Source organism: Amycolatopsis roodepoortensis, assembly GCF_024628825.1.
In the GTDB taxonomy this organism is placed as follows: Bacteria; Actinomycetota; Actinomycetes; order Mycobacteriales; family Pseudonocardiaceae; genus Amycolatopsis; species Amycolatopsis roodepoortensis.
Map to the genome: position 1 here is coordinate 4,367,997 of NZ_CP102415.1, position 25,751 is coordinate 4,393,747.

Annotated in this window: 29 protein-coding genes and 1 pseudogene; 11 read left to right on the forward strand and 19 right to left on the reverse strand. The window is 69.3% G+C overall.

What is annotated here, in order from left to right:
* Positions 1–345: 345 nt before the first annotated feature.
* The 6 genes from NQK81_RS20510 to NQK81_RS20535 form a co-directional block, all read right to left on the reverse strand.
* The gene (locus NQK81_RS20510; RefSeq protein ID WP_257489383.1) at positions 346–1,266 is read right to left on the reverse strand and encodes a DUF4349 domain-containing protein; all 921 of its coding nucleotides are present in this window, start codon (positions 1,264–1,266) and stop codon (positions 346–348) included.
* 68 nt (positions 1,267–1,334) lie between these two features.
* Positions 1,335–1,850 carry a type III secretion system chaperone family protein gene (locus NQK81_RS20515; protein ID WP_034310547.1) on the reverse strand — a complete coding sequence of 172 codons (516 nt, stop codon included), beginning with the start codon at positions 1,848–1,850 and terminating at the stop codon, positions 1,335–1,337.
* On the reverse strand, positions 1,847–3,151 hold the full coding sequence (gene mshA / locus NQK81_RS20520; RefSeq protein ID WP_257489384.1) for a D-inositol-3-phosphate glycosyltransferase: 1,305 nt from the start codon (positions 3,149–3,151) through the stop codon (positions 1,847–1,849). The genes NQK81_RS20515 and mshA overlap by 4 nt, the downstream gene beginning before the upstream one ends.
* Before the next feature lie 21 nt (positions 3,152–3,172).
* A complete protein-coding gene (locus tag NQK81_RS20525; RefSeq protein WP_257489385.1) occupies positions 3,173–3,985 on the reverse strand; it encodes an alpha/beta fold hydrolase in 813 nt (270 codons plus the stop codon).
* A gap of 132 nt (positions 3,986–4,117) precedes the next feature.
* The gene (locus tag NQK81_RS20530) at positions 4,118–5,290 is read right to left on the reverse strand and encodes a L,D-transpeptidase (protein ID WP_257489386.1); all 1,173 of its coding nucleotides are present in this window, start codon (positions 5,288–5,290) and stop codon (positions 4,118–4,120) included.
* Positions 5,291–5,469: 179 nt separating this feature from the next.
* The gene (locus NQK81_RS20535) at positions 5,470–6,522 is read right to left on the reverse strand and encodes a UDP-N-acetylmuramate dehydrogenase (protein ID WP_257489387.1); all 1,053 of its coding nucleotides are present in this window, start codon (positions 6,520–6,522) and stop codon (positions 5,470–5,472) included.
* Between the two features lie 26 nt (positions 6,523–6,548).
* Between NQK81_RS20535 and NQK81_RS20540 the strand changes: the two genes are divergently transcribed.
* From NQK81_RS20540 to NQK81_RS20560, 5 genes are all read left to right on the forward strand, one after another.
* A complete protein-coding gene (locus tag NQK81_RS20540; protein WP_257489388.1) occupies positions 6,549–7,046 on the forward strand; it encodes a DUF2505 domain-containing protein in 498 nt (165 codons plus the stop codon).
* A complete protein-coding gene (locus tag NQK81_RS20545; protein WP_257489389.1) occupies positions 7,028–7,825 on the forward strand; it encodes a class I SAM-dependent methyltransferase in 798 nt (265 codons plus the stop codon). The genes NQK81_RS20540 and NQK81_RS20545 overlap by 19 nt, the downstream gene beginning before the upstream one ends.
* A gap of 63 nt (positions 7,826–7,888) precedes the next feature.
* Positions 7,889–8,548, forward strand: coding sequence for a DedA family protein (locus NQK81_RS20550; RefSeq protein WP_257489390.1), 660 nt, complete (start codon positions 7,889–7,891; stop codon positions 8,546–8,548).
* Positions 8,526–9,410 carry a formyltetrahydrofolate deformylase gene (gene purU / locus NQK81_RS20555; protein ID WP_192747691.1) on the forward strand — a complete coding sequence of 295 codons (885 nt, stop codon included), beginning with the start codon at positions 8,526–8,528 and terminating at the stop codon, positions 9,408–9,410. Before NQK81_RS20550 ends, purU begins: the two co-directional genes overlap by 23 nt.
* 15 nt (positions 9,411–9,425) lie before the next feature.
* Positions 9,426–10,055: a pyridoxamine 5'-phosphate oxidase family protein gene (locus NQK81_RS20560; protein ID WP_192747690.1), complete on the forward strand. Its 630-nt coding sequence runs from the start codon at positions 9,426–9,428 to the stop codon at positions 10,053–10,055.
* A 55-nt stretch (positions 10,056–10,110) separates the two neighbouring features.
* Here the strand turns inward: NQK81_RS20560 and NQK81_RS20565 are convergent, their stop codons facing one another.
* The 3 genes from NQK81_RS20565 to NQK81_RS20575 form a co-directional block, all read right to left on the reverse strand.
* Positions 10,111–11,109 carry an NADP-dependent oxidoreductase gene (locus tag NQK81_RS20565; protein WP_257489391.1) on the reverse strand — a complete coding sequence of 333 codons (999 nt, stop codon included), beginning with the start codon at positions 11,107–11,109 and terminating at the stop codon, positions 10,111–10,113.
* 99 nt (positions 11,110–11,208) lie between these two features.
* The gene (locus NQK81_RS20570; protein ID WP_126733196.1) at positions 11,209–11,643 is read right to left on the reverse strand and encodes an SRPBCC family protein; all 435 of its coding nucleotides are present in this window, start codon (positions 11,641–11,643) and stop codon (positions 11,209–11,211) included.
* 171 nt (positions 11,644–11,814) lie between these two features.
* Positions 11,815–12,714, reverse strand: coding sequence for an ABC transporter substrate-binding protein (locus NQK81_RS20575; protein WP_371878911.1), 900 nt, complete (start codon positions 12,712–12,714; stop codon positions 11,815–11,817).
* A 175-nt stretch (positions 12,715–12,889) separates the two neighbouring features.
* Between NQK81_RS20575 and NQK81_RS20580 the strand changes: the two genes are divergently transcribed.
* Complete coding sequence (locus NQK81_RS20580) at positions 12,890–13,576, forward strand: ABC transporter permease (protein WP_185927127.1); 687 nt, start codon at positions 12,890–12,892, stop codon at positions 13,574–13,576.
* Positions 13,573–14,289: an ABC transporter permease gene (locus NQK81_RS20585; RefSeq protein ID WP_257489393.1), complete on the forward strand. Its 717-nt coding sequence runs from the start codon at positions 13,573–13,575 to the stop codon at positions 14,287–14,289. The genes NQK81_RS20580 and NQK81_RS20585 overlap by 4 nt, the downstream gene beginning before the upstream one ends.
* Before the next feature lie 2 nt (positions 14,290–14,291).
* Here NQK81_RS20585 and NQK81_RS20590 read toward each other — a convergent pair.
* From NQK81_RS20590 to NQK81_RS20610, 5 genes and pseudogenes are all read right to left on the reverse strand, one after another.
* Positions 14,292–15,719: pseudogene (locus tag NQK81_RS20590) on the reverse strand (aromatic amino acid lyase); the annotation flags it as partial.
* On the reverse strand, positions 15,716–16,270 hold the full coding sequence (locus tag NQK81_RS20595; RefSeq protein ID WP_257489395.1) for a YbaK/EbsC family protein: 555 nt from the start codon (positions 16,268–16,270) through the stop codon (positions 15,716–15,718). The pseudogene NQK81_RS20590 and the gene NQK81_RS20595, both read right to left, overlap by 4 nt.
* Positions 16,271–16,283: 13 nt before the next feature.
* Positions 16,284–16,577 (reverse strand): DUF2516 family protein, encoded by a 294-nt coding sequence (locus NQK81_RS20600; protein ID WP_034310520.1) that lies wholly within the window; start codon positions 16,575–16,577, stop codon positions 16,284–16,286.
* An 85-nt stretch (positions 16,578–16,662) separates the two neighbouring features.
* Entirely contained in the window at positions 16,663–17,337 is a 675-nt protein-coding gene (locus NQK81_RS20605; RefSeq protein WP_126733190.1) for a hypothetical protein, read from the reverse strand.
* Positions 17,334–17,741, reverse strand: coding sequence for a helix-turn-helix domain-containing protein (locus NQK81_RS20610; protein ID WP_126733366.1), 408 nt, complete (start codon positions 17,739–17,741; stop codon positions 17,334–17,336). Before NQK81_RS20610 ends, NQK81_RS20605 begins: the two co-directional genes overlap by 4 nt.
* Positions 17,742–17,892: 151 nt before the next feature.
* Here NQK81_RS20610 and NQK81_RS20615 point away from each other — a divergent pair, with 151 nt between their 5' ends.
* The gene (locus tag NQK81_RS20615) at positions 17,893–19,023 is read left to right on the forward strand and encodes a methyltransferase domain-containing protein (RefSeq protein ID WP_257489397.1); all 1,131 of its coding nucleotides are present in this window, start codon (positions 17,893–17,895) and stop codon (positions 19,021–19,023) included.
* Here the strand turns inward: NQK81_RS20615 and NQK81_RS20620 are convergent.
* From NQK81_RS20620 to NQK81_RS20630, 3 genes are read right to left on the reverse strand one after another with little or no spacing between them, the layout of a single operon-like run.
* Positions 18,988–19,644, reverse strand: coding sequence for an AAA family ATPase (locus NQK81_RS20620; protein WP_257489398.1), 657 nt, complete (start codon positions 19,642–19,644; stop codon positions 18,988–18,990). The two genes, NQK81_RS20615 and NQK81_RS20620, sit on opposite strands and share 36 nt — an antisense overlap.
* Before the next feature lie 2 nt (positions 19,645–19,646).
* Positions 19,647–19,997, reverse strand: a complete 351-nt coding sequence (locus NQK81_RS20625) for a zf-TFIIB domain-containing protein (RefSeq protein WP_255632272.1) — start codon at positions 19,995–19,997, stop codon at positions 19,647–19,649.
* A 60-nt stretch (positions 19,998–20,057) separates the two neighbouring features.
* A complete protein-coding gene (locus NQK81_RS20630; RefSeq protein ID WP_126733186.1) occupies positions 20,058–20,426 on the reverse strand; it encodes a VOC family protein in 369 nt (122 codons plus the stop codon).
* A gap of 93 nt (positions 20,427–20,519) precedes the next feature.
* Between NQK81_RS20630 and NQK81_RS20635 the strand changes: the two genes are divergently transcribed.
* Entirely contained in the window at positions 20,520–20,987 is a 468-nt protein-coding gene (locus NQK81_RS20635; RefSeq protein ID WP_371878878.1) for a CGNR zinc finger domain-containing protein, read from the forward strand.
* 267 nt (positions 20,988–21,254) lie between these two features.
* Here NQK81_RS20635 and NQK81_RS20640 read toward each other — a convergent pair whose 3' ends face one another.
* Positions 21,255–22,553: a DUF445 domain-containing protein gene (locus NQK81_RS20640; protein WP_257489400.1), complete on the reverse strand. Its 1,299-nt coding sequence runs from the start codon at positions 22,551–22,553 to the stop codon at positions 21,255–21,257.
* Positions 22,554–22,582: 29 nt separating this feature from the next.
* On the opposite strand from NQK81_RS20640, the gene NQK81_RS20645 reads away from it, so the two are divergent.
* The gene (locus NQK81_RS20645; protein WP_257489401.1) at positions 22,583–23,746 is read left to right on the forward strand and encodes a pyridoxal phosphate-dependent aminotransferase; all 1,164 of its coding nucleotides are present in this window, start codon (positions 22,583–22,585) and stop codon (positions 23,744–23,746) included.
* Between the two features lie 12 nt (positions 23,747–23,758).
* Here the strand turns inward: NQK81_RS20645 and NQK81_RS20650 are convergent, their stop codons facing one another.
* Positions 23,759–24,232 (reverse strand): sigma-70 family RNA polymerase sigma factor, encoded by a 474-nt coding sequence (locus NQK81_RS20650; RefSeq protein WP_257489402.1) that lies wholly within the window; start codon positions 24,230–24,232, stop codon positions 23,759–23,761.
* A 365-nt stretch (positions 24,233–24,597) separates the two neighbouring features.
* On the opposite strand from NQK81_RS20650, the gene NQK81_RS20655 reads away from it, so the two are divergent.
* Positions 24,598–25,674, forward strand: coding sequence for a hypothetical protein (locus NQK81_RS20655; RefSeq protein ID WP_257489403.1), 1,077 nt, complete (start codon positions 24,598–24,600; stop codon positions 25,672–25,674).
* Positions 25,675–25,751: the final 77 nt, after the last annotated feature.

The window sequence follows — 25,751 nt, forward strand, 5'->3', positions numbered from 1 at the left end:
CACTCCCCGGTTCGACGCGGGTGACGACCGCGACTCGTCTCCCCCCTGCCGAGTCGCGGCGCCCGCCGGCCCCGTTGGCATCCCCCTCGTCACCGGGTCCACCTTGGCGGGAACTTCAGCGGGGCGGCTCGAGATCGCGACTCCCCCCTCCCTCGAGCCGTCCCGCCTGTTCTCTTCTCGGGCTGCAGCCCCGAACACGCGTGATTGAAGCCGTAACTCACGTGCTTGAGGCCGTAACTCACGCCCTCGAGACTTCCGCCCCGAGACACGCGCGTTACGGCCCCGATCACGCGAGTTACGGCTTCAGGCACGCGTGTTACGGCTTCAACCACGCATGATCGGCTCTCAGTCCAGTGGGGGCGCGGACGGCAGATCCGAAGCGGTTGCCATCGCGGGCTCCGCCGGACGGCGCCGCTTGCGGAGCCACCACACCAGCGCGGCCGCGGGTACACCGAAGACCAGCAGGAACGGCACCATCGCGCCGAGCACGGTCAGCAGGCCGCCGCCGAAGGTCAGGAACGCGTCCCAGCCGTCGCCCAGCCCGCCGAGGAACCCGCTACGGGATTCCTCCGCCGCCGCGACGGTCTCCGCCTTCACCTGCAGGGAGATGGTCGACATGGCGACACTTCCGGCCAGGCTTTCGCGCCGCTTCTGCAGCGACTCGAGCTCGGCCTCCCGGCTCGTCAGCTCACTCTCGACCGAGGCGATCTCCGAGACCGACGTCGCCCTCGCGAGCAGCGCGCGGATGCGCTCGACGCTCGCCCGCTGGGTGGCCAGTCGCGAATCGACGTCGACCATCTGCTCGGTCACGTCCGTCGCGGTGACCTCGCGTTTGACCTGCTTCCCGAGCTTCCCCAGCTGGTCCAGCACGCCGTCGAGACGCTCGGCGGGCACGATGACGTTGACCGAAGCCCGCTTCTCCTGGGTGCTCTCCTGCCCCGTGTAGCCGGCGGCGCCCTGGGTGATGACGCGTACCTGCGAGATCACGTCGGCGACGTTCGGCGCGGTGAGCTCCAGGCTCGCCGTGCGAACCAGCTTGCGGTCGGTGATGCCCGGCTGCCCCGCCGGCGCCGGGGCCTTGCCCGAACCCGCCTTGCTGTCGGTGCCCTCTTTGTTCGCCGGCCCTTGGTTCGGCACGGCCTGCTTACTGTCGGCCGACATCGGCATCCCGGCGGATTCACTGCTGCCGCCGGAATCGTTCGCCGAACAGCCCGCCAGTGCCAGCACGATGCCGGCGGCGGCGACCCATCTCATTCGCTTGCGCATCAAGACCGTCTCCCTCCAGTGTCGCGGAAAGAGACGGAGCCGGGCTCAGACCCGTTGCACCATTCGGGTCACGAGTCGGTCAAGGCTCCGGGTTCGTGTCCGTTCGAAGGTTCGACGAGATGTTTGAACGCCTGAAGGTTCGCGAGCGATTCGCCACGGGAAACGCGCCAATCCCATTCGCGTTTGATCGATTCCGCGAAACCGAGCTCCAGCAACGTGTTGAAATCGCCGTCGGCGGCCTCCAGCACCTGCCCGAGGATCTTGTCCAGCTCGGACTCGGTGACCGTGTCCAGGCCGAACCGGCCGACCAGGTAGATGTCGCCCATCGCGTCCACGGTGTAGTGCACGCCGTACAGCTTCGCGTTGCGGCGCAACAGGAACCGGTAAACGTCCTCATGGGACTCATCGGGACGGCGGCAGACGAAGGCTTCGACGGCGAAGGCGTGGTCCCCGGCGACCAGCCAGCAGTTGGTCTGCAGCTTCTTCGTACCGGGCAGGGTGACGAAGTACTTTCCCTCGCCACGCCTTTCGTATTCCAGGCCCGCATTGTCCAAAGAGGACCGCAAGGTCTCGTCGAGCGTCAAACCGCCACCTCCGCGCGCTGTTCGAGGGCACGCCGGAACGCGCCGGTCGCCTGAGCGTACGTGTCCAGCAGCCGGTCCGTCGTACGGCTCCAGGAGAAGCGCCGCGCGTGGACGACGGCGTTGGCCGAAAGTTCGGCACGCCAGCCGGGCCGTAGCGCGACGTTCGCGAGCGCTCCGGCCCAGTCCTTCGGGTCGTGCGACGGCACGAGCAGCCCGGAAACCCCGTGCGGCACCGCGACCGGCAGCCCGCCGACCTCGGCCGCGATCACCGGCGTCCCGCAGGCCTGCGCTTCGAGCGCGACCAGCCCGAACGACTCGTTGTAGCTCGGCACGGCGACGATGTCGGCCGCGCGGTAGACGTCGACCAGCGACTGGCCGGGCTGCGGCGGCATGAACCGGGTCTGCTCCCCGATCCCGAGGGAGACGGCCAGTTCGCGCAGGGCCTGCGGCTGCTCCAGCCCGGTCCCGGACGGGCCGCCGACGATCAGCACCACCAGCCGCGACGCCAGCTCCGGCCGCTCGCGCAGCATTTCGGCCGCGGCAAGCAGAAGGACGTCCGGCGCCTTCAGCGGCTGGATGCGGCCCGCGAAGGCCAGCACGATCGCGTCCTGCGGCAGCCCGAGCGCCCGGCGCGCGGCGGGCCGGGATCCGGGGGTGAACCGGTCGAGGTCGACGCCGGGCGGGATGGCGTGCACGGAATGCGGGTCGGCGTCGTACAGCTCGATCAGCTCGCGGGCCTCGACGCGGGTGTTCGCGACCAGGCAGTCCGCCTCCTCGACGACCTGCTCCTCGCCGATCACGCGGGTGCGCGGCTCCGGGGTGTCGCCGTCGGCGAGCGCGGCGTTCTTGACCTTGGCCAGGGTGTGCGCGGTGTGCACCAGCGGCACACCCCAGCGGTCGCGGGCGAGCCAGCCCGCCTGGCCGGAAAGCCAGTAGTGCGAATGGATGAGGTCGTAGTAGCCCGGCTCGTGGAACGCCTCGGCCCGCAGCATCCCGGCGGTGAACGCGCAGAGCTGCGCGGGCAGCTCGTCGCGTCCCAGCGGCTCGAACGGCCCGGCCGGGATGTGCCGGACCAGCACGCCGGGCGCCAGCTCGGCGATCGGCGGCTGATCCGAGGACGTCGCCCGCGTGAACACCTCGACCTCGACGCCGCGGCGGGCCATCTCGGTGGCGGTCTGGCTCACGTAGACGTTCATTCCGCCGGCGTCGCCGGTGCCCGGCTGCTCCAGCGGAGAGGTGTGCAACGACAGCACCGCGACGCGCCTGGGCGCGGCGTCGAACCCGTACAGGGGGATCGTCACCTGGTCAACACTCCCGAAGTCCTACTGATCGGCGAACCGGCGCAGTAGATCACCGAACTCGTCCGCCGCTTCGGCGAACGGCAGATGCCCCACCTCAGGTAGCCAACGCACGACAGCCCCCTGAATCTTCCCCGCCGCGTATTCCGCGGACGTCGGATCGATCACAGCGTCCGCGAGACCATGGACGATAAGTGTCGGTTTGTCCAGATCGCGAAGTACGTCCTCGCTCCCGATGTCGCGCCGGAACAGCGCGGTGCGCACCGCGGGCGGGGTCGAGAGACAGGCGCCGAGCAACGATTGGGCGAGCGTGCCGGACACCGGAGCTGCCGTCATCCGCTCGCTGAACTGCACCAACGCGGGAATCGCGACCGCCGGATCGTCCGAAAGCACCGCCGGGATGGCCTCACGCATGGCGGGCCCGACCTTGCCGCCGGGCCGGTTCTTGCCGATTTCTGTGATGGCGCCCACAAAAACGATGCCACCGAGCCTCGACGAGCCGTGCACGCGGAGGTAGTCGGTGATCACCAGGCCGCCGTAGGACCAGCCGACGACGATCGCGTCCTCGCCGGCGAAGTCGAGGACCGAGGCGAGGTCTTCGGCCCAGACGCGCGGATCGTCGTATCCGGCGGAGGGCACCTCGGAGTCGCCGTGACCGCGCAGATCCATCGCCACCAGGCGGAATCGTTCGCTGAGCGCGGGATCCGCCAGCTGCGGTGCCCAGGCCTTGGCGGACTGGGCCCAGCCGTGCACGAACACGATCGGACGGGTGTTCTCGGCGCCCTCGACCCACAAGCCGATGCGGGTCCCGCCGTAGCCGACTACCTCGGTCTTCATGCCCGCACTTTATGAGGTCGGCCGGGTTGGTCGTGAGTGGCGATTCGGGTTAGAACCCGAAACGCCACTCACGACCACCTGTACCGAACGGCCACCGGCGCCCTTGTCACTTGGCTACTTGATGTCACTTGGCTACTTGATCGCGGAAAGGGCCTTCCAGGACTTCCAGTCGTAGAACCAGTCCTTGACGTCCGATTTGGTCGGGCTGCCCAGTTTCGAACCGGTGATCTCGACCGGGTCGCCGATCATGGCCGAGTCGAAGTACTTCTTCGCGTCCGAGTCGAGCAGGTTCACGCAGCCGTGCGAGGTGTTGGCCTTGCCGATGTTCGCCGCGTTGTCCTGGTTCTCGTGGATGTACTCGCCGTTGTTCGAGATCCGGCAGGCCCACTTCTTGTTGACGTTGGTGTAGCCGTAGCGCGCGTTGTCGAACCGCGCCGTCGGCTCCTTCGTCATCACGATGAACGTGCCGTTCGGGGTGTTGCGCTGAACGTCGGAGTCGAGGCCGTTCGAGCACGGGTAGCTCGCCGATTCCGCGCCGCCCCGGTAGACCTTCATCACGTGGTCCGGAGTGTTGATCTTGACCACCTGGTTGCGGCCGATCTTGAACTCGGTGGTCACGTCGGCCTTGCCGTACGCGCCGCCGCCGAGCGCGACGCCGTAGAGCTTCGCCTCGACGTTGACCTTGATGTTCGCGGGCCAGTACTCCTTGGGCCGCCAGTCGACCTGCGTGTCCGACAGCCAGCCCCAGGAACCCTCGACGTCCTTGTCGGTCTTCACCGTGAGCGCCTTCTCGGCGGCCGCCTTGTCCTTGACCGGGGACGCGAACTTCACGCTGATCGGCATCGCGACACCGACCTCGGCGTCGTCGGTCGGGTTCAGCGTGGCGCGAACCTCCTTGGCGGGTTTGACCGTGCTGAACGAACCCTTGAACTCGGCGGGCTTGTTATCGCTGCCGGTGGCCTTCGCGGCGTACGTGTACGTCTTGCCGTAGCCGAGGACCTCGGTGCTGGTCCAGGTGAGCCCGTCGGGGGAAAGCTCGCCCTTGACGTCCTTGCCGCCGTCCCCGGTGACCTTGACCTCGGTGAGCTTGCCGTCGGCGACCTTCACGACGACCGGCGTCACCACGGAGGCGTCCTTGGCGTCGGCGGCGGGTTCGGCGGTGATCTTGGCGACCGGGGCGGCGTTCTGCTCCCCGCCGCTGCCTTCGGGCTTGGCGTTACCGCCTTCTCCGCTGGAGCAGGCAGCGGCCAGCGCGGCCGCCCCCGCGGCGAGCGCGGCCTTGAACACCGTGCGCCGTTCGATCACGTGTACCTCCCATGAAGATCCCCGTCTCCCCGCGAGCCCCTACCCGCTCAGCGCTGGGAACCTCTCCGACGTTACCCGCGGCGACGGAAGTCACCCGCGCCCCTCACGGGGATAGACGCGCAAGACCGGCACGGGGTTGTTCACCCTCCCGCATTTCGTCCGCTGAATGCGGGCGAGGGCTAGAGCGAGCAGTTGATCAAAAGGGGTTCCGGGTGCAGCGAAACGCCGAAGCGAGCTTCGACGCCGTCGCGCACTTCGCGCGCCAGAGCGAGAAGGTCCTCTGTCGAGGCTTTGCCCCGGTTCGTGAGCGCGAGCGTGTGCTTCGTCGACAGCGAGACCCTGCCGCCGGGCCCTTCGTGCCCCTTCGCGAACCCGGCCCGCTCGATCAGCCACGCGGCGGACAGCTTCGTGCCGCCGGGCGCCGGGTACTGCGGCACGCGCACGTCCTCGCCGACCACCTCCACGATCCCCGCCAGCACCTTCGCCAGCCGCGCCTCCCCGATGATCGGGTTGGTGAAGAACGAGCCAGCGCTCCACGTGTCGTGGTCGTCGGCGTCCAGGACCATGCCCTTGCTGCGACGCAGCCCGAGGACGGCTTCGCGTGCTTCGGCGGCCGGGACCCGGTCACCGATCTCGACACCGAGCGTGCGAGCGAGTTCGGCGTAGCGGATCGGGGCGGAGAGGCCGTCTTCGGTGACCTTGAAACGCACGGTGAGCACGACGCCCGCGTCGGTCCCCTTCAGGATCGACGTGCGGTAGCCGAAGCCGAGCTCCTCGGCGCTCAGCGTGCGGATCTCGCGGGTGGCGCGGTCGTAGAGGTCGACCGAGACCAGCGACTCGGCCACCTCGCAGCCGTACGCGCCGACGTTCTGGATCGGTGTCGCGCCGACCGAACCGGGGATCCCGGACAGGCATTCGAGCCCGCCGACGCCCTTCGCGACCAGGTCCTCGACGAAACCGTCCCAGTTCTCCCCCGCCGCGACCTCGACGAGATCCCCGTCACGTGTCCAGCCGGTGGTGCCGACCTTCAGCACCGTGCCGTCGAAGCCGTCGTCGGCGACGACGAGGTTCGAGCCGCCGCCGAGCAGCAGCACGGGCTCACCGGCGTCGTCGGCTTCGCGGACCGCGTCGACCAGGGCCTCCACGGTCTTCGCCTCGGCATAACGCCGTGCCGGACCGCCGAGGCGCAACGTGGTGTGGTCGGCGAGGGTGGGAGTTTCGGCAGTGCTCACGCCCGTGAACGGTACTGTCTGGCGCCATGGCCTCCCGTATCGAGCACCGATCGACGTTCTCCGCAGACCTCGCGACCACGTTCGACGCGGTCGCCGGCGAGGCGGCGCTGCGGGCGAGGCTGGAGCAGATCGGTGGCGACGACGCGGAGCTGCTGGAGTACGTCCCGGCCGGGGACGGCGTGCGCTACAAGCTGCGCCAGGGCATCAGCTCGGACAAGCTCCCGTCGGCCGTGCGGACGCTGCACCGGGGCGATCTGATCGTCGAGCGGGAGCAGACCTGGAAGGCCGCCGGATCCGGCTACACCGGCACCGCGACGGCGTCGGTCTCGGGCGTGCCGGGCGAGATCACCGCCAAGACGTCGCTGACCGGCGAAGGCGAGCGGACGACGCTGGTCAACAGCGGCGAGGTCAAGGTGCGGATCCCGTTCGTCGGCGGGAAGCTGGAAGGCGTGATCGCCGAACAGGTCACCAAGCTGCTGGAACGCGAGGCCGAATTCGTCGCGAAGTGGCTGGCCGAGCGCTGAAACCGGTCGGGGCACCGACACGGGGCACGACCAACCCCAACCGGCTCCGCCGCGTCGACCGCTGGCTCGCGAGCGACGCTGGCGTGACCGGGTTGCTGCATCGCGCGGACGAACCGCTCGTGGTGGACCTCGGCTACGGCGCCTCACCCGTGACCACGGTCGAGATGGCGCGCCGGCTGCGCTCCGTCCGGCGCGACGTCCGGGTCCTTGGCCTGGAGCTGGACGCCGAACGGGTCGCCGTCGCGCAAACCGCCGTCGACCGGCCGTGGCTGGACTTCCGGCGCGGCGGCTTCGAACTCGCCGGGACGCGGCCGGTGCTGGTGCGCGCGTTCAACGTGCTGCGCCAGTACGACGAGGCCGAGGTCCCGGGCGCCTGGTCGCTGATGCTGGACGCGATGGCGCCGGGCGGACTGCTCGTCGAAGGCACCTGTGACGAGATCGGGCGGCTCAGCACGTGGGTCGCGGTCGGCTCCGGCGGGCCACGCAGCCTGACCCTGTCCGTCCATCTCGCCAGCCTGGAACGTCCGTCCACAGTGGCCGAACGACTGCCCAAGATCCTCATTCACCGCAACGTTCCCGGCGAACGGGTCCACGAACTACTGTCCATTTTGGACATCTGCTGGGCGACGGCGGCGCCGCACCAGAACTTCGGCGTCCGCGCCCGCTGGGCGCACGCCGTCCACCTGCTCACCGCGCGGGGCTGGCCGGTGCTGAACCGGCCGTCGCGGTGGCGGCTCGGTGAACTCACCGTGCCGTGGTCGTCGGTGGCCCCGGACTAGGAATTCACCGGTCGAACCCCGCTCCGTCACCCCAAAGCGACCTGCGGTGATCACCATGGAACCGTGGAACTGCTGGAGTACGTCACCGGGCTGCTCGAGGGCACGCTCGGATCGCCCTGGCTGTGGGTGATCGTGTTCCTCGTGTCCGGCTTGGACGCGCTCCTGCCGTTCATGCCGAGCGAGACCACGGTCATCACCGTCGCCGTCCTGATCGGCACGGACTTCCCCCAGCTGGCGCTGCTCGCGCTGATCGCCGCGCTCGGGGCCTGGCTGGGCGACTGCCTCGGCTACACCGTCGGCGCGGCAGCGGGTCCGCGAGCGCTCGCCCGCCTGCAGCGCGGCCCGGACGGGGTCCGGCGCTACGAATGGGCGAAGATCCAGGTGCGGCGCAACGCCGTCCTGCTGATCCTCGCCGCCCGTTACCTGCCCGGAGGCCGGGTCGCGAGCGGGCTCGCCAACGGCAGCCTCGGCTACCCGCCGCGCAAGTTCGTCCCGCTCGACGCCCTCGGCGCGAGCATCTGGGCGGTGTACAGCGTCCTCATCGGTCTCGTCGGCGGAGCGGCCTTCGCGGACGAGCCGGAGAAGGGCCTTCTGCTGTCCTTCGCGCTCGGCCTGCTGCTGGTCGCGGCGATCGAGGTCGGGCGGCGGGTCCGCGTCCGGATACTGACCCGGCGCCGCGCGGCGGCCGAGACCAGCGACAATGGGGTCCGTGTCGAACCCTGAACGTCGCTATGTGATCTCCTTCGGCTGCCCCGACCGCACCGGCATCATCGCCCGTATCTCGGGTTTCCTCGCCGAACACGGCGGCTGGATCGTCGAGGCGGCGTACCACACGGACCCCGACACCGGCTGGTTCTTCACCCGCCAGGTCGTCCGCGCCGACTCGCTGCCGTTCGACGCCGCCGAACTGCGCACCCGCTTCGCCGACGTCGCGAAGTCCCTTTCGGCCGAGTCGAGCTGGCAGGTCAGCGACACCGGTGAGCGGCGTCGCGCCGTGATCCTCGTCTCCAAGGCCGGGCACTGCCTCTACGACCTCCTCGGCCGCGTCGCCTCCGGGGAACTGGACGTCGACGTCGCCGCCGTCATCGGCAACCACGCGTCGCTGGGCGACATCACCCGCGCCCACGGCATCCCGTTCCACCACGTCCCGTTCCCCGCCGGTGACGCCGCGGCCAAGGCGTCGGCCTTCGCGGAAGTGCGGAAGCTCGTCGACGAGCACGACCCGCACGCCGTCGTCCTCGCCCGGTTCATGCAGGTCCTGCCGCCGGAACTGTGCGAGGCGTGGGCCGGGCGGGCGCTCAACATCCACCACAGCTTCCTGCCGTCGTTCGTCGGCGCGCGGCCGTACCACCAGGCCCACGCGCGCGGGGTGAAGCTCATCGGCGCGACCTGCCACTACGTCACCGCGGACCTCGACGCGGGCCCGATCGTCGACCAGGACGTCATCCGGGTCGACCACGGCGACTCCGTCGAGGACATGGTCCGCAAGGGCCGCGACATCGAAAAGGTGACGCTGGCGCGCGGACTGCGGTGGCACCTCGAAGGGCGCGTGCTGGTGCACGGGAACAGGACTGTCGTCTTCTGATGGTTGACTGGGGTCATGGGGACCTCAGAGATCAAAGTGATCGAGACGCGCGAAGCGCTGCGTGAGCACCTCGGCCATCCGGCCGAGCGCACCAAGGGGAAGATCATCCCCTTCCTCGATCCGCACGCGCGCACGCTGATCGAACACTCGCCGTTCTACCTGCTGGCGACGGCGTCGTCCGACGGGACCTGTGACGTCTCCCCGCGGGGCGACCCGGCCGGTTCGGTGAAGGTGCTCGACGACCGGACGCTGGTGCTGGCGGACCGCCCGGGCAACAAGCTGCTCGACAGCCAGACCAACATCCTCGAGAACCCGCACGCCGGGCTGCTGTTCGTGATCCCGGGGATGAACGAGACGCTGCGGATCAACGGCCGCGCGAAACTGGTCGCGGACGCGCCGTTCTTCGACGACCTCGTGGTCAAGGGCAAGCGCCCCGCGCTGGCGATCATGGTCGAGGTCGAAGAGCTGTACATGCACTGCGCCAAGGCTTTCCTGCGGTCTTCGCTGTGGAAGCCGGAAACCTGGCCGGAGCGCTCCAGCCTGCCGACCGCCGGCCAGATCTTCCGCGACCAGATGAAGCTGGACATGTCGGCGGAGGCGCTGGACGCCGCGCTGACGGAAGGCGCGCTCACGACGCAGTACTGAGCCGAAGGACGCTTTCCTCGCATGAGACGCAGGGAAAGCGTCCTTTGGCTCCAGGTCAGACGCGGACCAGCATCTTGCCGGTGTTCGCCCCGCCCAGCAGGTCCAGGAAGGCCTGCGGCGCGTTGCGGATACCGTCCACAATGGTCTCCGAGTACTTGAGCTCACCGGAGGCGACCAGCGGCGCGACCTCCTTGACGAACTGCGGCTGCAGCGCGAAGTGGTCGCCGACCAGCATGCCGCGCATGGTGAACCGCTTCGCGATGATCGACGCGAGGTTGCGCGGCGCCGCGGCCGGTTCGGTGTTGTTGTAGACCGAGATCATCCCGCAGATCGCCATCCGGCCGTGCAGGTTGATCGAGTCGATCGCGGCTTCGAGGTGCTCGCCGCCGACGTTGTCGAAGTACACGTCGATGCCTTCGGGCGCCGCCGCGCGCAGCTGCTCGACGACCGGGGCGTCCTTGTAGTTGAACGCCGCGTCGAAACCGAGTTCGTCGGTCAGCCACTTGACCTTTTCGTCGGTGCCCGCGCTGCCGATGACCCGCTTCGCGCCCTTCAGCTTCGCGAGCTGGCCGACGACGGACCCGACGGCGCCCGCCGCGCCGGACACGAAGACGGTGTCGCCCTCCTTGAACTCCGCGACGTCGAGCAGTCCGGCGTACGCGGTGAGACCGGTCATGCCGAGGACACCGAGGTACGCGGTGATCGGCGCGGCTTCGGGGTCGACCTTCACCGCGTGCTTCGCGGCGACGACGGCGTGCGAGCGCCAGCCGAGGCCGTGCAACACGATGTCGCCGGGCTTGAAATCGTCCACGGTGGACTCGAGGACTTCACCGACGGCGCCGCCGTGCATGACCTTGCCGACCTCGTACGGTTCGGCGTAGGACTTCGCGCTGCTCATCCGGCCACGCATGTACGGGTCGACGCTCAGCACCTGGTTGCGGACCAGGATCTCCCCTTCGCCCGGCACCGGGATCTCGACGTCGGCGATCTCGAAGTTCTCGAGCGTGGGGACGCCGTGCGGACGGGAGGCGAGCCGGATCTCGGTTGCGTTCACGAGGTAACTCCAAGTCTGTCGCTCAAGCGGGGCGATCGCCCCGTATGCACGCCGAGTACAACGAGCGAACCGGGGCGACCATTCCGGTTGTGGTGAGGACTACACGACCTCGGCGAGTTTGCCGAGGACTCCCTCGTAGATCCGCTTGAGCCCGCCGGGCGCGAAGGTCTTCTCGAAGAAGCCGCCGATGCCACCCGCGCCGTCCCAGGTCGTCTCGATGCGGACGACGCTGCCGTCCGGCACCTCGCGGACGGTCCAGGTGGTGACCATGCTGGAGTTCGCGTCGGTCTCGACGATGGTGCCTTCGGACGGCTCGGTCACCGTCGCCGCGACGTCACGCACGCGCTTCGACGTGGCCTGCAGCTTCCAGCGCGCCTTCGTGCCCGCGCCGACCCCGCCTTCGGTGACCTCGTAGTCGCGGTAGTGCTCGGTGAGCAGCTTCGGCCGGGTTTCGGCGTAGTCCGCGACGAGCGCCCTGACCTTGTCCGCCGGCGCCTCGATGGTGCGCTCCGCGATGGCCGTGACCTTTCCCATCCCACTCCCTTTCACCCGTGGTGCAACGACAGCGTCCACGATTCCACCGGTGCTCGCAGGGGGAACGGGCGGCCCCTCGGCGAGTACGGCGGCGCAGAGCGGCCCCGGACGCGATGAAAGGTCCCTTCCTCGCGAGTTTCACAAGGAAGGGACCTTTCATCGCGCGAGGGCTCAGATGAGGGACTTCTCCTTCAGCCACTCCTTCGCGACGTCAGCCGGCTTCTCGCCGTCCGAGTCGACGCGCTTGTTCAGCTCACGCAGCTGCGCGGTGTCGAGGGCCTTGCTCACCGCGTTGACCGCGGCCACGAAGTCGGCGCCGCGTTCGTCGAGGACCTTCTTGTTCACCGCGGGCACGACGTTCTCGGTCGGCACGATGCCGAGGTCGTCCTCCAGCGCCACGAACTGCGGGTCGCCGACGAGCGGGCTCACCGAGTCGACCGGGATGACGGTGACCTTGCCGGACCGCAGCTGCTCCACGCGCGGGCCCGCCTCCTGCACGGCCTGGAAGGTGGCCTTCAGCTTGTAGACGTCCGTGAAGCCCTTGAAGCAGGGGAGCCGCTCCGCGCACTCCGGCCCGCCCGCGACGATGACGTTGTCGACCTTGGACAGGTCGCTGATCTTCGCGAGGCCCTTCTCCTTGGCGAGGTCGGCCTTCACGATGTAGGTGTTCTTGTTCTCCGCCGGCGACTGTTCCAGCAGGGCGATGCCGTCGGGCTCGAACAACTTCCTGAGCTGCTCGTGCTCGGCCGCCGCGTCCTTCGCGGCTTCCTTCCCGTATCCGGTTGTGATGGCGGCGCCCTGGTATTCCGGGATGAACTGGAGTTCGCCGGATTTCAGCGCCGGGTAGATCAGCTCGCGCGTAGCGAGGTTCAGCTTGCGAGTGATCGGGAAACCCTCGGCCTCCAACGCGTTCGCGTACAGCTCGGCGAGGATCACGCTGTCGGTGAAGTTGAAGGACGCCACCACGATCGGCGCCCCGCCCTTGCTCGGCGCGGGCGGGGCCGCCGCGTCGTCTCCGCCGCCCCCACAGGCGGTCATACCGAGGATGGCGGCGGCGAGCACCGCGCCCACTCGAACATTCCGTGTCCAGCGCACGTGCACACACTCCTATGACTCGTCAGAGGAAAGAACCGTATCCCCGGGCCACGACAAGAATCCACATTTTGAGAGTTGCACCCCGTCCGCTCCCAGAGAACGGAATCCGGCCGCCCGATCGGGGTAAGGTCGGCCGGTGCGAGCATCCTCCGTGTTCCCCGTTCCCGCCCAAGGCGGACGGCCGCTCTTCGAGTGGCGGTGGGTGGACCGCAACCTCGACGAGATCTTCGAGCGGCTCGGTGAGCACATCACGCTGACCGCGGCGGCGCTCGCCATCGGGCTCGTGGTGTCGATCGGTGTTTCCGTGGTTTCGCTGCGTCGCAGGTGGTTCTACGTCATCGCGCTGGGCACGGCGGGTTCGTTGTACGTCATCCCGAGCCTCGGCGCCTTCGCCGTACTGGTGCCCTTCACCGGGCTGACGTCCTTCACCACCGCGGTGATTCCCTTGGCCACGTACACGTTGCTGATCCTCATCCGCAACATCGTCACCGGCGTCGAACAGGTGCCCAAGGAAGTCCGCGAAGCCGCGATAGGCATGGGTTTCACGCGTGCGCGGCTGCTGTGGCAGGTCGAACTCCCGCTCGCGCTGCCGGTGGTGATCGCGGGCCTGCGGGTCGCGGCGGTGACCACGATCGGGCTCGTGACGGTGACTTCCATGCTCGGCAAGGGCGGCCTGGGGTACTTCATCCGCAACGGCATCCAGACCGCGACGCCGAATCCGACGTCGATCATCGTCGGCGTCGGGCTTTCGGTGGTGCTCGCCGTGGTGGTCGATCTGCTGCTGTGGCTCGGCGGGCGCGCGCTGGCACCGTGGTCGCGGAAGGCGGCGTCGCGATGAGCATCATCGACCAGACCATCGAGTGGTTCGGCGAACCGAACCGCTGGAGCTGGACCGATCCGGCGGGCGTGCCGTACCGGACGATCGAGCATCTCCAGTTCTCCTTGCTGGCGCTGGCGATCTCCGCCGTGCTGACGATCCCGCCCGCGTTGTGGCTGGCGCACTACCGCCGCGCGCAGTTCCTCGCCACGAGCGCGGTGAACATCGGCCGCGCGATCCCCAGCTTCGGGCTGGTGATCCTGTTCTGGTTCCTGGCCGCCCGCCTCGAAGCGGACACGAGCTTCTGGCCGTTGATGCTCGCGTTGGTGGCCTTGGCGCTGCCGCCGTTGTTCACGAACACCTACGCGGGCGTCATCCAGCTGGAGCAGGAAACCGTCGACGCCGCGCGCGGCACCGGCCACCGCGAGTGGCAGATCATGCTGCGCCTGGAGTTGCCGCTCGCGTCTCCGGTCATCCTCGCGGGTGCCCGCGTCGCGTTCCTGCAACTGGTGGCGACGGTCGCGATCGGCGCGATCGTCAACGACGGCGGCGGGCTCGGGCGGTACATTGTGGACGGTTTCGCCCTCGGCGAACCCGGTCACGGCGAGATCCTGGCGGGTGGCATCGCGGTCGTCGTGCTGGCTTTGGTCTGCGAAGGCGTTTTCGCGCTCGTCACGCGTTGGGTGACTCCGCGCGGCCTGGCGATCCAGTCCCGCGCGGATGCCCGCACCTAGTCCAATGTCTTCAGGTCGTTGAAGTACGAATCCCGCAGCACGGCGACCAAAGCCGCCACCTCCGGCCCCAAGGACCGATCCTCTTCGACAGGCGGCACCAGCCCACTCAGCCACTCGTAAGCGGCACGAAGCCGGGGCGAGCCGTCACCGGCCGCCAGCCACCGCGCCTGCGAACCCGTGATCAGGTCGCAGGCGGTGATGGCGAACATCCGCGCGCATGCGTCACGGAGCTGATTCCCCGCCGCCCAGGCGAACGCCTGCACGTCCTCCTGTCCGCCGGAAGTGTCGACGGAGCCCAGGGTCGCGGGTGTGGCCAGCCGCCGCAGGGCGTGCAGTTCCCCCACCGCGCGTTTGTGCAACGGGATCAGCCCCGCCTGCGGCCCCGGTGCCACCGCGAGCTGCGCGGGCAGGCCGCTGAACCGTTCGTCGAGCAACCGGTGCGTCCGCTGCACGCTCACTTCGCCCAGATGCACGAGCGCCGCCGTCACCGCGTCCATCCGCAGCCCGAGTTCGACGGCGTGGAATCCCGTCGTGGACACGAATTCGCCGTCGAGGAAGGCGGGCGAGTCCGTCGGCGCCGAACGCCGCAGGACCTCACCCAGCTCACCGTTCACCCGCGTCAGATGGGCGATCGCCCGCGGCGCGACCCGCACCGAGACCGGCGCCTGGACGACTCCGTGGCGCTCCGTGGCACCGTCGAGCAGGCCGCCGATCTCGTACAGCACCGACTCCAGCACCCGATCGTCTCCCGCCGACGCGGGGCGATAGACCGCTTGCGGCGCACCGAGAACGTCGATCGCGATCGCGGCGGCCAGCGTCTGGAGGTCCGCCACCTGCTGGACCTCGGTCCGCGCGAACGCCGCGAGCGTCTCCGCCAGCGGCGAGCCCTGGATGAGGGTCGCGGCCTCCTTGAGTCCCGGCTCGTACGGCTCCGCCAGCACCTCCGCCGCCGGCGTCTCGACGCCGTCCACCAGCACGGTCCCGACGCCGAGGAACGTCTGGAAGGCGTGCGCCAGCGGGATGATCTCGCCGGCGCTGCCCAGCCCCGTCCGCGGCACGGCGGGGGTGAACCCCTCGTTCAGCCGGTCGACGAGGAACGTCACCAGCTCCGGGCTCGCGCCCGCCTCCGGCGCGAGCAGGTCCCGCAGGCGCACCAGCAGCAGCCACCGCACTTCGCCTGCCGAGAGCCACGGCGGACCGCCGACGGCACGGCCGATCAGCAGGTTCCGCTGGTGCGCGCTCGACGCGGGCGCGGCGATCCCCGCGAGCCGCCCCATCCCGGTGTTCACGCCGTAGACGGGGCGCTCGTCCAGCGCGGCGAGGACACGGGCGCGGTTCTCCCCGAGCTTCGCCAGCAACGCGGGATCGATCTCCAGTGCCCCGGCCTCGAAGGCCGAAGCCAGCGAGAAGTCCTTTGTGGACAGCCTCACTCGACGGGGCGCGCGAGCCCGTCGATCATCTCGGCACCCGGCAGGGACGCGAGGACCGGGCCCGGGATCAGCAGCTTGCCGCCGCGGATACCGCTGCCGATGACCAGTTCGGGTTGGTCGGCGACGCGCTGGTCGATCAGGATCGGCCATTCCGCGGGCAGTCCGACCGGCGTGATGCCGCCGTACTCCATTCCGGTGAGCGAGACGGCCTCGTCCATCGGGGCGAAGGAGGCCTTGCGGACGTCGAGACGGCGTTTGATCACGCCGTTCACGTCGGCGCGGGTGGTGGCGAGGATCATCGCGGCGGCGAAGCGGACCTCACCGGCGCGTTTGCCGGCGACGACGACGCAGTTCGCGGACGCGGAAAGCGGGGAACCGTACGCCTCGCAGAAGGCGGCGGTGTCGGCGAGCTCGGCGTCGATCTCGACGACGCCGACGGCGTCCGGATCGGGCAGGGCGGCGAGCGCCTTGGCGACGGGCTCGGCGAGGAGGTCCGTGCGGGAGAGGGCGGGGACGACGGTGAGGCTTCCGGCGATGGTCCAAGTGGTCACAGGCCCACCCTAATCACCAGTTACGGCCGCCGCGTTGCACCTCGATGAGCTTGGGGCGGACGTCCACGAGGTAGACCAGGACCGCGACCAGCGCGGGCAGCCACAGGATCATGCCGCCGCCGTAGAACTGGAAGAAGGTCAGCACCACGGTGGATCCGCCGGTGATGAGCATCCAGATGGGCTTGGTCTTCCGATCGGCGGCCGAATACGCGTCCGCGCGCTGCAACAGCGCATGCACGAAAGCGAACAGCCCCGTCAGCGCGCCGCCCCAATGGATGGCGATGAGGATCCAGGTGGCAACGAACACGAACTCAGCTTACGTCAAACCGGGCGAATGACCCGGGCCCCCGGCACCGAAGGCGGTGCCGGGGGCCCAGGAGTTCACGCGGACCTTACTTCTCGGTGGTCTTCGGCGCGGTGGCCGGCTTCTTGGCGGCCGGGCTGGTGGTGGTGCGGCGCGCGGGGGCCGTGGTCTTCGGCGCGGTCTTGTTGGCGACCTTGCGCGAAGCCGAGCGGGTCTCGTGCGCGAGGTCGTCGCCGATCTCCTCGACCTCGTCGGCGATCTCGCCGGCGACCTCGGTCACCTTGCGGGCGGTCTTCTCGCCGACGGAACGGGTGCCCTTGGTGACCTTGCCGAGCACGGTGTCGATGCGCTCGCGGGCGTCGGTCGTCGCACCCTCGACGCGGTCCTGCGCGGTGCTGATCGCGTCCTCGAGCTGCTCGATGGCCTTCTTGACCTGCGGCTGCGCGGCGATCTTGTCCCACGCCTGCTCACCGGACTCGGCCAGCTTGTTGTACAGCTTCAGCGCGGCTTCGGTGTACTCGTCGATGACCTTGCGCAGCTCGGCCGGGTCCAGCTTCTCGCGGAGACCCTCGACGTCGTGCGGGAGCTCCTCGATGTTCTTGCGGGCGCTCTCGCTGCCCTCGACGACCTTCTCCTTGGCCTTGGCCACGGCGTCGACGACGGCCTGGCCCGCCAGGTTGCCGGCGCCCAGCGCCGCCAGCAGCGGCGTGCGGACCTGGTCGAGGGCGGTGTGCTTGCGGTCGTTCTTCGTGGCGGTGGTCATGCTGACTCCTTGGATTCGGCGGCTTGTTCTCGGGTTGGCGCCACCGGCTCTGGCTTCGCGGCGGCGTTCTCTCGGCGGAACGATTCGTAGACGTCGAGCAGGACCTGCTTCTGCCGTTCGGTCAGCTCGGTGTCGGCACGGATCGCGTCGCCGACCGGGCCGCCCATGGGCAGATCGAGGATTCCCGCTTGCACGTAGAGCGCCTCGGCCGAGATGCGCAGGCCCTTGGCGATCTGCTGCAGGATCTCCGCGCTGGGCTTGCGGACCCCGCGCTCGATCTGGCTCAGGTACGGATTGGACACGCCGGCGAGTTTCGACAGCTGCCGCAAGGAGATCTTCGCGTTGCTGCGCTGCTGGCGGATGTACTCGCCGATGTCGGAAGCGATGTCCGCGACCTTCTCCATCGGCCCACCCGATGCGGGCTGATCCCGGTCGATGTCTGACATCGGTCACCTCCTCGCGACGTCTTCAACGCTACGCGCGGGTGCTAGCAATTGCAAGCACTCTGCTTGCAACCATCGGGTGTGTTGGTGCTCACCCCGCTACCGTGGAGGGATGTCGAACGCGACGCGGCTGCGGCGGCGCCTCGTCGAGCATCTGCTCGCCGAGGGCGTGCTGCACGACGCGCGCTGGATGACCGCGTTCCGCTCCGTGCCGAGACACGTCTTCCTGCCGCGGTTCTTCGTCCCGGCGGCGAACGGCTGGGCCGCGGTCGAAAGCGGCGACGAGGAGTGGCTCCGGCGCGTGTACTCCCCCGACGTGCTGGTCGTCCAGCTCGACGACGACTCCGGGCTCTGGGAACGGGCGCGTTATCTCGGCGCCCAGCCCGGAACGCCGACGAGCTCGTCCAGCCAGCCGTCGATCATGGCGATCATGCTCGAAGAGCTCCGGGTCGCCGACGGGCATCGCGTACTGGAGATCGGCACGGGCACCGGTTACAACACCGCCCTGCTGTGCCATCGGCTCGGCTCCGGGCTCGTGTACACAGTGGACATCGATCCGGAACTGGTCGACGCCGCGCGCGAACGTCTCGCGGAGATCGGGTACGCGCCATCGTGCGCGGCGGCCGACGGCGCCGAGGGCTTCCCGGCAGGCGTGCTCTACGACCGGGTCCTGTGCACCTGTTCGGTTTCGTCGATCCCGCCCGCGTGGCTGGAGCAGACGGTGCCGGGCGGGCTGATCGTCACCACGCTGAACCGGCCGATCGGCGGCGGGCTCGTCCGGATCGTCGCGGGCGAAGGGGCGACGGGACACGGGCGGGTGCTCGCCCGCGACGGTCGCTTCATGCCGCTGCGCGCGCACCGCTTCAAGCCGTCGAAGGCGCTCGAAGGCGACGTCTCCTGGCGGCCGACCAAGCTGCCGATGGGAGTGATCACCGAAATCCGCAGCCGCTTCGAGTTCTTCGCCGGGCTCCACCTCCCCGGCGTGACGGCCGCGCGAGCGGGCCAGAGCACCACGTTGGTCCACCCGGACAGCTCATGGATGCGGCATCGGCAGCGGGGCGGCGAGTTCGAGGTGGCCGAAGGCGGCCCGCGGCGGCTGTGGGAGATCGTCGAGGCGGCCCACGAGGACTGGCTCGGCCTCGGGGAGCCAGGGCGGGACCGGTTCGGGCTCAGCCTCGACGGCGAAGACCAGGTGATCTGGCTGGATTCACCCGATGGCCGCGTTTGGCCGCTGCGTCCCTGAAAGCAGGCCTCGCACCCACTTCTCGACGTGGTCGACGGCGTCGTCCACCGGGATGTGGGTGGTGTCGAACAACTCGACCGGCGGATCCATCGAGGGCGCTTCCGCCTGCAGCCACTCGTTGAACTCCAGCATCTCCTCGACGCGCTCCTCGTCCCACTCGCGCCAGGCCGGCCGCGCGAGCAAACGCTTGCGCAGCGCTTCGGGCTCGCTGACGAGCGCCAGGTAGTGGATGTCGGAGAAGAAGACGCGCTCGGGCAAACGCTCGAATTCGGGCGGCGCGACGGTGCCGCAGAGCACGACCGGCCGCCCGTTCTGGTGCAGCATCGCCGCCATCCGCAGCCAGGTCGAGCGGAACGCGGGATGGCCGGGGACGTCGTCCCGCAGCGCCCCGGTCCACAACACGTCCTGCTCGACCACGAGCGCGAGATCGCCGAGGCGTTCCGCGAGCCGCGGCCCGACCGTCGACTTGCCGGCGCCGCTCGGGCCGGTCAGCGCGAAGAGCGGAAGGCGCCGGAACGGCCACTGGTGCGCGCATACCGCGCACACCAGCAGCCCGTTCTCGACTCGTGGCCGTTCGGCGCGATCACCGCAGGCCGGGCAGATCTTGAGATCGAGGACCACGGTCAGTCGAAGAGGCCCTCGAGGAAGCCGCCCTTACGACGCTTGTGGCCGTAACCGTGCGGCGAGTCCGCGTAGCCGCCGCGGTACCCCTTGGGCGAGTCGGCGTAACCGCCTCGGTAGCCCTTCGGCGAGTCCGCGTAGCCGCCGCGATGCGGCCGCGGGGAGTCCGGCCGTCCGTAGTGCGGCGCCGGCGCGTGTCCACCTCCCTGATACGGCGGGGGCGGCTGGTGCCCTCCGCCGTAGTACGAGTTCTCGGCACCGGCGATGGCTTCCAGCTCACCCCTGTCCAGGAAGATGCCGCGGCACCCCTGGCACTGGTCGATGTGGATGCCGTTCTTGTCGACGGTCTTCATGACGTTCTGGCACTTCGGACAAATCACGTATCAGAGATTACGCATTTTTCGGGTCCGAGGTCAGCAGGCGCACAGACAAAACGGGTGCCCGACCGGATCCGCGTACACCCGGAAGGTCTCCGGGGAGTCGTCGAGCAGCTTCGCGCCGATCTTCAGCGCGCGCTCGTGAGCGGCCTCCATGTCGGTGACGTCGAGGTCGACGTGGGCCTGCTGCGGGTTCTCGGCGGACGGCCACGCGGGCGGCCGGTAGTCGGGCACGCGCTGGAACGAGAACCGCGCGCCGCCCTCCGGGTTCCGCAGGGTCACCCAATGGCCGTCTTCGGCGACTTCGGCCGCCTGCCAGTCGAGCAGCTCGCGGTAGAACTCCGCCAGCGCGACCGGGTCCGGGCAGTCGAGGGCCACCGCGCCGAAGGTCGGTACCGCACCCATGGTTCAGCCTCCAGAATGATCGAGTAACCAGTGAACTGAGTATGCGGGTTATCAGGGCCGATGACAACCGGTGCCGCCCGTACACTGGGGAAGGTGAACACCGACGCGTCCCTGGTGGTCGAGTTTCTGAACACGGTGAACGTCGAACGCGGCACCGACCTCCTGGACGATCTGGAGTCCTGGCAACACTGGGCCCGGGATCATCGGCTTCGCGCGGATACCCCCGCGGCCGCGCGCGAAACCCGGGACGCGCTGCGGGCCGCGATCGGCGACCCCCGGCTGCCCCGGCTCGGCCTGCGCGCGCCGGCGGAGATCGTCCTCGGCCCGGAAGGTCCGCTACTGGTCTCGGAAACGGTCTGCGAGGCGGTGATGGCGGCGTCGACGCGGCTGACCGTGCTCGGGGAGTGGATCCGGCTCAAGATCTGCCCGGCGGACGACTGCCTTTGGGCGTTCTACGACGAATCGCGGAACCGGTCGAGGACGTGGTGCTCGATGCGGGCCTGCGGGAACCGGGAGAAGGCGCGGGCCTGGCGGGCACGGACGGCGGACATCTCGACCTGAGCCCACGGCGACGTCGCGAAAGCCACTTTCGGGACATCAGAGGTCGCGAAAGTGGCTTTCGCAACCCCCGGCGCCGCCCCACCCCGGGGAACCCGAGGCACCCGAACGACCACAACTTCTGGTGTCACCCACCCCCGAGTTACCCCCAGGGGTTGTGCACACCGTTAGGCCAAAAACGTGAAAAGCTGTGGATAACCCTGGGGATGACTCCACTTCCTGTGGACAACTCCCGGTAAGCCCTCCGGAGTGTGGTATACGCGCGGCCACTCAGAAGAGCAGCTGCGCGACCGTGTAGATGACCAGCCCGGCGAGCGCGCCGACCACCGTGCCGTTGATCCGGATGAACTGCAGATCCCGGCCGACCTGGAGCTCGATCTTGCGCGAGGTCTCCTCGGCGTCCCAGCGCTCCACGGTGTCGGTGATGATCGTGGTGATCTCCTTGGAGTAGTGCGTGACCACGTAGGCCGCCGCGCCCTCCACCCAGGTGTCCACTTTGGACCGGATGTGGTCGTCGGAGACCAGCCGCCCGCCGAGGGTCTCCAGGCCGGTGCGCACGCGGCGCCGCAGCTCGCTCGACGGGTCCTCGGCGGCGTTGAGGAGCATCTCCTTCGCCGTCGCCCACGCCGAGCCGATCAGCTTCTGCACCTCGTCGTGCCCGAGCATCTGGGATTTGACCTGTTCGGCGCGCGCCATCACCTCGGGGTCGGTCTGCAGATCCTGGGCGAACTCGCCGAGGAACTTGTCCAGCGCCAGCCGCATGGGGTGGTTGACGTCGGTCTTCACCGCCCAGACGAACGACAGCACCTCGCCGTAGACCTTGTCCGCGAGCATCTCGTCGACGAATTTCGGCGACCAGCTCGGCGCCCGGTCCGAGACCACGCGCAGCATCGTCGTGTGGTTGTCGCGCACCCATTCGTAGGCGCGGTCGCACATCAGGTCCACCAGCTTGTGGTGCGCGCCGTCGGCGAACACGCCTTCGAGGATCTTGCCCAGCGGCGGACCCCACGGTTTGTCCACGATCCGCTTGACCACGGCCTGTTCCATGATCGCCTGGACGTCTTCGTCGCGGAGCACCTTCACCGCCGCCCGCACGACGGTGGCCAGCTCCGACGTCACCCGCTCCGCGTTGGCGGGCTGCGAGAGCCAGCCGCCGAGCCGCTTCGAGACCTCGACCCGGCTCAGTTTCTCGCGGATCACGGTCTCGGAAAGGAAGTTCGAGCCGACGAAGTCACCGAGACTGCTGCCCAGCGCGTCCTTCTTGTTCGGGATGATCGCGGTGTGCGGGATCTTGATCCGCAACGGATGCCGGAACAGCGCCGTCACGGCGAACCAGTCGGCGAGCGCGCCGACCATCCCGGCTTCGGCGGCGGCGCGGACGTAGCCGACCCAGGCCGGCCAGCCGGCGGCTTCGGCCCAGCTGGTCAGCAGGAAGATCACCGTCGCGCCGAGCAGGAACGACAGCGCGACCATCTTCATCTTGCGCAGGCCGCGGCGCTTCTCCTCCTCGGCGGCGGTTCCACCGGGCGGATCGGCTGGGGTCACCTTGGCGGGCGTCAGTTGCTCCACACGGCCATTGTCCGTGAGGATGGCTGATCGTGCGCGAACCTGTCCTCGTACCCCGCCTCCAGCCCTTCACGTCGACCATCTTCGCGGAGATGACGGCACTGGCCGTCCGCCACGAAGCCGTCAACCTCGGCCAGGGTTTCCCAGACACCGACGGACCCGCCGGAATGCTCGAGGCCGCCAAGAACGCGCTGTTCGGGGGCGCGAACCAGTACCCACCGGGTCCGGGGCGGCCGGAGCTGCGCGCGGCGATCGCGCGGCATCGGCTCCGCTACGGCGTCGAGTACGACCCGGACACGGAGATCCTGGTCACCGCCGGCGCCACCGAGGCCATCGCGGCGTCGCTGATCGCGCTGACCCAGACGGGCGACGAGGTGATCGTCATCGAGCCGTACTACGACTCGTACGCGGCCGCGGTCGCCATGGCGGGCGCGGAGCGGCGTGTCGTCGGCCTGGTGGAACGCGACGGCCGGTTCGCGCTGGACGTCGAGGGCCTGCGCGCCGCGGTGACCGGCCGGACCAGGGCGATCCTGATCAACTCCCCGCACAACCCGACCGGCACGGTGTTCACGCGCGCCGAACTGGAAGCCGTCGCCACGCTCTGCGTGGAGCACGACCTGATCGCGATCACCGACGAGGTGTACGAGCACCTGGTCTTCGACGACGCCGAGCATCTGCCGCTCGCGACCTTCCCCGGCATGCGCGACCGGACCATCTCGATCTCCAGCGCGGGCAAGACGTTCAACTGCACCGGCTGGAAGATCGGCTGGGTCTGCGCCAGCCCCGAGCTGGTCGCGGCGGTGAAGGCGGCGAAGCAGTTCATCACCTTCGTCTCGGGCGGCCCGTTCCAGCCCGCCGTCGCCCACGCACTGGACCACGAACTGGCGTGGGCCGAAGACCTGCGCACGAGCCTTCAGGGCAAACGGGACCGGCTCGCGGCGGGTCTCGCGGAGGCCGGATTCGCGGTCCGGCCGACCGCCGGGACGTACTTCGTCTGCGTCGACGTCCGGCCGCTCGGTTTCGACGACGCCGCGGAACTGGCCTGGGAACTCCCCGAACGGGTGGGGGTGGCGGCCGTGCCCGTAAAGGTGTTCACCGATCACCCGGACGAGTGGAAACACCTCCTGCGTTTCGCGTTCTGCAAACGCAACGAGGTCATCGACGAAGCGGTCACCCGATTGCGCAAACTCCGGTGACTCGTCCGATGTTCACGCCCAGCCGCTTTTCTCGAGTGCCCGTCTGAGCCGGTCCAGACACCGCCGTCGGAGCCTGCCGACGCTGGCCGGACTGATGCCCAGCTCCCCCGCGAGCTGGGCGTAGGACAGCTCCGGCCGGTACGCGAGGAGCCGCATCATCCGCCGATGCGAGTCCGGCAGGCGATCGACCGCCGCCCAGAGCGCGCGGTCGCGTTCGGCGCGGACGACCTCGGCCTCCGGGGTCGGCTCCGCGCCGGGCAGCGGACGCGGCGTTTCGCGCCTGTTCCTGGTGATCATCCGGAGCGCGCGGCGCCGCGCGGTGGTCGTCAGCCAAGCGGCGAGCTTCGCTTCGTCGCGTAGCGCGCCGGGTGCGCGAAGGAGTTCCAGCCACGCGTCCTGACAGACGTCGTGCGCGTCGGCTTCGCTCAGCCGGTACGCCTTCAGGGTCTTGAGCACCGCCGCGGACAACGCGTTCACGTCCCACATCCCGGACCTTCCCCTCCTAGCGGCTTGCGCTCGCCGCACCGATCACCGAACGCGACTTGGACGGCACACACCGCATCCGGGATCCGGAAAAGGTCAGGTCACCGATGATTTGAGTAGTTCCACCCCTCCCCGGATGGCCGCCGGGTACATACCGAGAGTGATCAACTCCGGTACTCCAGGCACCGGAGCCGGTTGCGTCGTTCCGCCTAACGGGCTGGATCGGCGGCGGCTGAAGTGAAACACTCCCCTCCGGTGCTAAAACTGGTGCAGCCCCGGGGGAACTGCGACCTGGCCGGAAGAGACCCCAAGAAAGATCGAACTCACGCGGAAAACGTGGGTTTCAGGCGCGGACGGTGGTGATTGCCATGAGTGGTACGGCAGTCGTGCGCCGTGGCGGCCTCACCGCCCCGAAGCGAATCCTTTTCGCAGGAGGGCTCGTGCTCACCGGCTGGCTCCTCGGCGCCGTGCTGAGCACGACGGCTTCGGCCGACGAAGAGCCATCCGCGACGCCGGAGACCTCCGTCGTGCAGCCCGCGGACGAAACCGGATCCGGGAAAACGACTACTCCCGAGAAGCCCGCCGAGTCCACTGAGTCCACTGAGTCCAATTCGGACTCCACCGCGACCGAAACCGCGAAACCCGCTGAGACCTCTCAGGAAGAGCCCGCTCCCGTTGCGCACGAGGAGCCTGAGGCCACTGTGGAGGAAGAGTCGGTTTCTTCTCCGGAACCGGCCACGAAGACCGCGAAAGCCCAGACGTCCAACGGCTTGCTGGGCGGCCTCATCGGCGGCGTGCTGAATGTCGTCACCACTACGGTCGGCGGCGTCGTCCACACCGTCGGCGGGGTCGTCGGCGTCGTTGACGGGATCGGCGACCAGGTCGTCACGCCGATCCTCACGCCGGATCCGTGCTGCGGCGCGGGTGCTCCGGTGATCCTGCCGGGCACCGGCGACATGCTCGACCCCGTCTTCGGCGGTGGCTCCGGCGAGTCGGCGGGCGGCTCGGTCACCATCGCCGTCCCGGCCAAGGCCGTCACGGAGAACGCCCCCGCGCCTGCCGCTCCGGCCCCGCGTCCGGCCGTCCCCGCCGAGAGCCCCGCTCCGGCGACGGCGAGCCAGAACCACCGCGTCGCGCTGCCCGTCCGGGTCAAGACCGACGCCCAGCCCGTTCCGGCCGCGCCCGCCGAATCCGACACGCACGCGTCCCCGGACGGCGGCGGCTCCGGCGGTGGCGGTGGCCTGCCGAGCACCCCGGTGGCCCCGATCGCGCCCACGACGACCGCCCAGCCGGGCCACGACAACACCGGCGGCGGCCGTGGGCCGCTCGCCGTGCTCGACGCCGGAATGCCCGCCACGCAGCTGAAGCTCATCGGAACCGGCTGCGACCACGAAGGCGAGCGCACCGGCAGGGAAGCCGCGCTTCCCGCCACCTCCCCCGACTGACCTGACCGGGTCGCCGGGGAGAACCACGTCCAAACCAAGATCAACTTCGGGTTTCGACGTCTGCTGATCCCGCCGGC

Excerpts from the sequence above, each read along its gene's own strand:
- NQK81_RS20510 (WP_257489383.1), bottom strand. The coding sequence starts at position 1,266 with ATGCGCAAGCGAATGAGATGGGTCGCCGCCGCCGGCATCGTGCTGGCA.
- NQK81_RS20525 (WP_257489385.1), bottom strand. The coding sequence starts at position 3,985 with ATGAAGACCGAGGTAGTCGGCTACGGCGGGACCCGCATCGGCTTGTGG.
- NQK81_RS20540 (WP_257489388.1), top strand. The coding sequence starts at position 6,549 with ATGGCCTCCCGTATCGAGCACCGATCGACGTTCTCCGCAGACCTCGCG.
- purU (WP_192747691.1), top strand. The coding sequence starts at position 8,526 with ATGGGGTCCGTGTCGAACCCTGAACGTCGCTATGTGATCTCCTTCGGC.
- NQK81_RS20560 (WP_192747690.1), top strand. The coding sequence starts at position 9,426 with ATGGGGACCTCAGAGATCAAAGTGATCGAGACGCGCGAAGCGCTGCGT.
- NQK81_RS20570 (WP_126733196.1), bottom strand. The coding sequence starts at position 11,643 with ATGGGAAAGGTCACGGCCATCGCGGAGCGCACCATCGAGGCGCCGGCG.
- NQK81_RS20585 (WP_257489393.1), top strand. The coding sequence starts at position 13,573 with ATGAGCATCATCGACCAGACCATCGAGTGGTTCGGCGAACCGAACCGC.
- NQK81_RS20605 (WP_126733190.1), bottom strand. The coding sequence starts at position 17,337 with ATGACCACCGCCACGAAGAACGACCGCAAGCACACCGCCCTCGACCAG.
- NQK81_RS20610 (WP_126733366.1), bottom strand. The coding sequence starts at position 17,741 with ATGGAGAAGGTCGCGGACATCGCTTCCGACATCGGCGAGTACATCCGC.
- NQK81_RS20615 (WP_257489397.1), top strand. The coding sequence starts at position 17,893 with ATGTCGAACGCGACGCGGCTGCGGCGGCGCCTCGTCGAGCATCTGCTC.
- NQK81_RS20625 (WP_255632272.1), bottom strand. The coding sequence starts at position 19,997 with ATGAAGACCGTCGACAAGAACGGCATCCACATCGACCAGTGCCAGGGG.
- NQK81_RS20630 (WP_126733186.1), bottom strand. The coding sequence starts at position 20,426 with ATGGGTGCGGTACCGACCTTCGGCGCGGTGGCCCTCGACTGCCCGGAC.
- NQK81_RS20650 (WP_257489402.1), bottom strand. The coding sequence starts at position 24,232 with ATGTGGGACGTGAACGCGTTGTCCGCGGCGGTGCTCAAGACCCTGAAG.
- NQK81_RS20655 (WP_257489403.1), top strand. The coding sequence starts at position 24,598 with ATGAGTGGTACGGCAGTCGTGCGCCGTGGCGGCCTCACCGCCCCGAAG.